This is a genomic window from Longimicrobium sp. (assembly GCF_036280135.1).
GTDB lineage: Bacteria > Gemmatimonadota > Gemmatimonadetes > Longimicrobiales > Longimicrobiaceae > Longimicrobium.
The window spans coordinates 1-5,377 of record NZ_DASURI010000772.1 but is presented as its reverse complement, the minus strand read 5'-3'; the positions used below and the strand labels follow the sequence as shown (position 1 = coordinate 5,377).

General features: G+C 71.3%; 4 protein-coding genes. 3 read left to right on the top strand and 1 reads right to left on the bottom strand.

The genetic code is table 11. From position 1 onward, the window contains the following. Positions 1–104: 104 nt before the first annotated feature. Positions 105–2,210 carry an acetate--CoA ligase alpha subunit gene (acs, locus tag VFZ20_RS24935; RefSeq protein WP_329686673.1) on the bottom strand — a complete coding sequence of 702 codons (2,106 nt, stop codon included), beginning with the start codon at positions 2,208–2,210 and terminating at the stop codon, positions 105–107. Positions 2,211–2,505: 295 nt separating this feature from the next. Between acs and VFZ20_RS24930 the strand changes: the two genes are divergently transcribed. The 3 genes from VFZ20_RS24930 to larB all read left to right on the top strand — a co-directional run. After that, the gene (locus tag VFZ20_RS24930) at positions 2,506–2,973 is read left to right on the top strand and encodes a CYCXC family (seleno)protein (protein ID WP_329686672.1); all 468 of its coding nucleotides are present in this window, start codon (positions 2,506–2,508) and stop codon (positions 2,971–2,973) included. Between the two features lie 700 nt (positions 2,974–3,673). After that, positions 3,674–4,669 carry a tRNA dihydrouridine synthase DusB gene (gene dusB / locus VFZ20_RS24925; RefSeq protein ID WP_329686671.1) on the top strand — a complete coding sequence of 332 codons (996 nt, stop codon included), beginning with the start codon at positions 3,674–3,676 and terminating at the stop codon, positions 4,667–4,669. Then, positions 4,666–5,377 (top strand): nickel pincer cofactor biosynthesis protein LarB (gene larB / locus VFZ20_RS24920; protein ID WP_329686670.1); only part of this gene is annotated, 712 nt, incomplete at its 3' end. The genes dusB and larB, both read left to right, overlap by 4 nt.

Here is a 5,377-nt window from a genome sequence, read left to right as displayed (position 1 = left end):
GCCGTTTGGGTCCGACGCCATTTGATCGTCCGAGTAGAGGATGTGCGAAACGGGCTCAGCCGGGTCAATGGAGTTTAATCCGGCCGTCCAAACGGCGCGACCCTTCAATCGATCCCGATGCGGATCCGGCCGTCCACGGCCACGCCGCCCTCGGCGAAGGCCATCCACGGGTTCACGTCCATCTCGCGGATGGCATCGTGGTCGCCCACGAGCTGGCTGATGCGCTGGATGGCCTCCTCCAGCGCGCCCAGGTCGCTGGCCGGCTCGCCGCGCACGCCCTGCAGCAGCGCCGCCCCGCGGATGGCGCGCACCATCTCGCGCGCGTCCACGTCCGTCACGGGCTGCACGCGGAACACCACGTCCTTGAGCGCCTCCACGTAGATCCCGCCCAGCCCGAACATCAGCACGGGGCCAAACTGCGGGTCCAGCGTCATCCCGATGATCGTTTCCTTGCCGCGCCCCACCATCTTCTGCACGAGCACGCCGTCCACCGCGTCCGCGTCGATCCCCGCGCGGGCCGGCACCTCCGTCGTCATCCGCCCGAACGCGGCGCGCAGCTCCGCCTCGTCCTCCAGCCCCACGGCCACGCCGCCCACGTCGGACTTGTGGATGATGCGCGGCGACAGGACCTTGGCCACGACGGGATAGCCGATCTCCGCCGCCGCGCGCGCCGCCTCGTCCGCCGTCCGCGCCACGGCGTAGGGCGCCACGGGGATGCCGTACGCCTCCAGGACGCGCATCACCTCCGTCTCGGACAGCTTCTCGCGCCCCTCCGCCTTCGCCGCCGCGATGATGCCGGATACCGTGTCGCGGTCGGCGTCAAAGGCGCGCACCTGGCCCACAGGGCGCTCCAGCCAGCGGCGGTGGCGGTACATGGCGGCCAGCGCGCGCACACCGGATTCCGGGAAGCGATAGCCGGGGATGCCGGCCGCGTTCAGCTCCGCCAGGCCCTGCGGCAGTCCTTCGCGGCCCATCAGCACGGCGACGACGGGCTTTTCCGTCTGCCCGGCGGCCACGGAGACGATGGCCTCGGCCACGTCTTCCTGCCGCACGCCCAGCGGCGGGACGAAGGTGGCGACCACCGCGTCCACGTTGGGATCCGCCAGCACGGCCTCCACGGCGATGCGGTAGCTTTGCGGCGTGGCGCTGGCGATCATGTCGACGGGGTTGGCGAGCGACGCCTCTTCCGGGAAGTGCTTCGCCAGGAAGTCGCGCGTCTCCTGCGCCAGCTCCGTGACGACGAGCCCGTTCGCCTCGCACGCGTCGGCGATGATGATGCCGGGGCCGCCCGCGTTGGTGACGATGGCCACGCGGTTGCCGCGCGGCACCGGCTGGTGGCTGAACGCCATCGCCAGGTCGAACATCTCCTCCACGGTGTCCGCGCGCAGCACGCCGCACTGGCGCAGCAGGGCGTCCGTGGCCGCGTCCGTCCCCGCCAGCGCGCCCGTGTGCGACGACGCCGCGCGGGCGCCGGCGACGGAGCGGCCGGACTTGACGGCGATGATGGGCTTCTTGCGCGTGATCTCCCGCGCCAGCTGCGTGAACTTGCGCGGGTTGCCGAAGTTCTCCAGGTACATGAGGATGACGCCCGTGCGCTCGTCGTCGGCCCAGTACTGCACGAGGTCGTTGCCGCTCACGTCGGGCTTGTTGCCCACGGAGACGAACTGGCTGATGCCGATGCCGTACTCCGCCGCGTAGTCCAGGATGGTGACGCCCATGGCGCCGCTCTGCGACATGAACGACACGGGGCCGGCCGGCGGCATCGTGGGCGCGAAGGTGGCGTTCATGGAGCGGTCGGGCGCCGTGTTCAGCACGCCCATGCAGTTGGGCCCCACCAGGCGCATCCCGTACCGGCGGACGATCTCCATCAGCGCCTTCTGCCGCTCCACCCCGGATCCGCCTACCTCCGCGAAGCCCGCGGAGATGACGACGAGCCCCTTGACCCCCTTGCGCCCGCACGCCTCGGCCGCCTGGCAGACGTGCTGCTTGGGGACGACGATGACGGCCAGGTCCACCTCGTCCGGGATGGCCTCCACGGACGGGTACGCGCGGATGGAGTGCACCGCGTCCGCCGTGGGATTGACGGGGTAGACGGCGCCCGCGAACCCGTGCGTCACCAGGTTTTCCAGGATCTGGTAGCCGATGGTGTTGGGCTTTCGGCTCGCGCCGATGACGGCGATTGAGCGCGGGCGGAAGATGGCGTCGAGCATCGAACGGCGAGTGCGAAAGTGCGAAAGTGCGGAAGTGCGAGAGTGCGAAAGTGGAACTGCACTCGGCCGGGTCCGCGCGTGAAGGGCGGAGGCCCGGCGGCCGGCAATGTACCGGCGCGGCCGTCCACGCGCGACGGGGGAGAATCCCCGCCGCGTGTGCGGGAGTCTCCGCGACGCGCGGGCTTGTCGTCTGCGCGGTCCGCGAATCAAAACGGCGGGCCGGGTGTACCTTCGCGCATCGGCCGCGGCGGCGTTATCTTTCGTGCGGCCCATCCGCTTTCCAGCGAATTTCCCGATGCCGACCATCCGCCGCCCCTCCATCCTCGCCGGTCGCCTGGCGATCGTGCTCTTCGCGCTGCTGGTGGGCGCGTTCGCCGCGCCGCGCGACGTGCACGCGCAGCCGGGCGGCGGGCACGAGCACCACGGGCAGGGCGCGCGCGACCCCAAGGCCGACAAGCGCCACCCGGCGCCGCGCCCCGGGATCACCGCCGCAAACGTGCTGAGCGCCGAGGTGGTGCCGGAGCGGGCGCGCGACGCGTACACCATCGCCGCGCGCATCCCCGAGGTGTTCGACGGCCTGTTCTGCTACTGCGACTGCCACGAGCGGGACGGCAAGCGCTCGCTGCTGGAGTGCTACGAGGACGACATGGCGACCACGTGCGGCATTTGCCAGGGCGAGGCGCGCCTCGTCGGCGAGCTGCACGCGCAGGGCAAGACCCTCGCGGAGATCCGCGCCGCCATCGACGCCCGCTACGGCGACTGAGCGCCGGCATCGGCTCGGCGGACGGCGAACCTTCTCCTGCTCCGGCGGGGGAGGGTTTTTGTTTGGCGGATTGATGAGCTCGCCTCCGGCACCTCGCCGAGCGAAGGGATTCGCGCCAGGAGAAATGGCGACGTCCGCGCGTCCAGAGCGAATGAATTCGCCGCTGGAAATTCGCGAAGTCCGCCTGCGCGGACTGCCCCAGCGGAGGCCGACCAATGTGCACCGATGCGGCCGTCGAGCAGTTGAAGCCTCACGCAGTTTGTGAGGCTTTCCGCAGGCGTTGCGGCGACTTTAGTCGCTCGATGCCGGCGCCCTCGCCGGGCGGCGGCGCGCATTGGTGGTTGAAGCCTCGTTCGCAACGCGCGTCAGCGCGAGACGGGGCTTATGGCCGTCCCAGCGGCGGGTTTACCCGCTCAGGCTGGGAGCTGACGTCGCGGCTGATGGCCTGACCGCCGTCCCACCGATCCGCATCCCGCCGTTCTCCCCTCTCCGCGAGGAACGAGCGGGGAGGGGTCGGGGGAGGGGCGGGTTGCTGCCGGCGCGATCCATCCTCATCCGCTCCATCCCTTCCTCATCCGCTCGATCCCGCCTCATCCGCCCTCCCATCCCCTCCCATTCCGCCTTCCCCAACCCGGCCCCACTCTTGAACATCGGCGCCCGGCGGTTGAACCGTCCGGCGCCCCCCGTGTATATTGCGCCCATGTCCAGCAACGCCATCGACCTGCTCAAGCGCGGCTCCGTGCCGCTGTACCTGGCGCCCCAGGCCGGCGTCAGTGAATCGCCGTTCCGCCGGCTGTGCCGCTCGTTCGGCGCGGACGTCGTCGTCAGCGAGTTCGTGTCGGCGGAAGGCATCCGCCGCCACGACCGCCGCACGCACGGCTACCTGCGCTTCAACGACGAAGAGCGCCCCATCGGCATCCAGATCTTCGGCGCCGAGCCCGAGGCCATGGCCGAAGCCGCGCGCCTGGTGGAAGAGGTGTACGAGCCGGACTTCCTGGACATCAACTTCGGCTGCCCCGTCAAGAAGGTGGTCAACCGCAATGGCGGCTCCGGCTGCCTGCGCGACCTGGACCTGGTGCAGTCCATCATCCGCGCCGTGAAGTCCGCCATCAGCATCCCCACGACGGTCAAGATCCGCAGCGGCTTCACGGAAGACACGCGCGACCCGGTGGGCATTGCCCTGCGCTGCCAGGACGCGGGCGCCGAGGTGCTCACGCTGCACGCGCGCACGCGGACGCAGATGTACGGCGGCCACGCCAACTGGGACGAGATCGCGGCCGTCAAGGCGGCGCTCAGCATCCCCGTCATCGGCAACGGCGACGTGTGGACGGGGGAAGATGCCAGGCGGATGCACGACCACACGGGCTGCGACGGCATCATGATCGCCCGCGGCAGCCACGGCGCGCCCTGGCTGTTCTCGCAGGCCCGCGCGGCGCTGGAGGGCCGGCCCGTCCCGGCCGACCCGGGCGCGGCCGAGCGCTTTCGCATCGTCATCGAGCACGCGCGCCTGGCCATCGCCTGGGAGGACGACGAGGAAAAGGCGATGATCGAGTTCCGCAAGCACCTGGGCTGGTACACCAAGGGTCTGCCCAACGGGCGGTTCCTGCGCCAGGAGCTGTTCGCCGTGACGAAGCTGGAAGAAGCGGAGCGGCAGCTGGAACGCTACCTGGCGCAGGTCGAGCAGGTGGCGGCGTGACGCCGGAGGGCCTGCGCGCGCTGCTGGCCGACGTGGCCCGCGGCGCCGTCGCGCTGGAGGACGCGGAGCGGCGGCTGGCCTGGGCGCCGGTGGAGAACCTGGACTTTGCCCGCGTGGACCACCACCGCGCGCTGCGGCAGGGCTTTCCCGAGGTCGTCTTTGGCCAGGGCAAGACGCCGGAGCAGATCGCGGCCATCGGCGAGCGCATTGCCGCGCGGGGCGACGGGTTCCTGGCCACGCGCGTGGACGCGGCCGCGCACGACCTGCTGCGGGCCGCGCTGCCGGGCATCCAGATCAACGTCCTGGGCCGCACGGCGTGGCTGCCGGCGACCAACGCTGTCGAGCGAAAGGCGCGCGGCACCGTGCTCATCGTCACGGCGGGGACGAGCGACCTGCCCGTGGCGGAGGAGGCGGCCGTCACCGCGGCGGCGTTCGGCAACCCCGTCGCGCGGCTGACGGACGTGGGCGTGGCGGGCATCCACCGCGTCCTCTCCGCCCGCGACACGCTGGCGGACGCGGCCGTCGTCATCGTCGTGGCGGGGATGGAGGGCGCGCTGCCCTCCGTCGTGGGCGGGCTGGTGTCGGCCCCCGTCATCGCCGTGCCCACGAGCGTGGGGTACGGCGCCTCGTTCGGCGGGTTGTCCGCGCTGCTGGGGATGCTCAACTCGTGCGCGTCGGGCGTGACCGTCGTCAACATCGACAACGGGT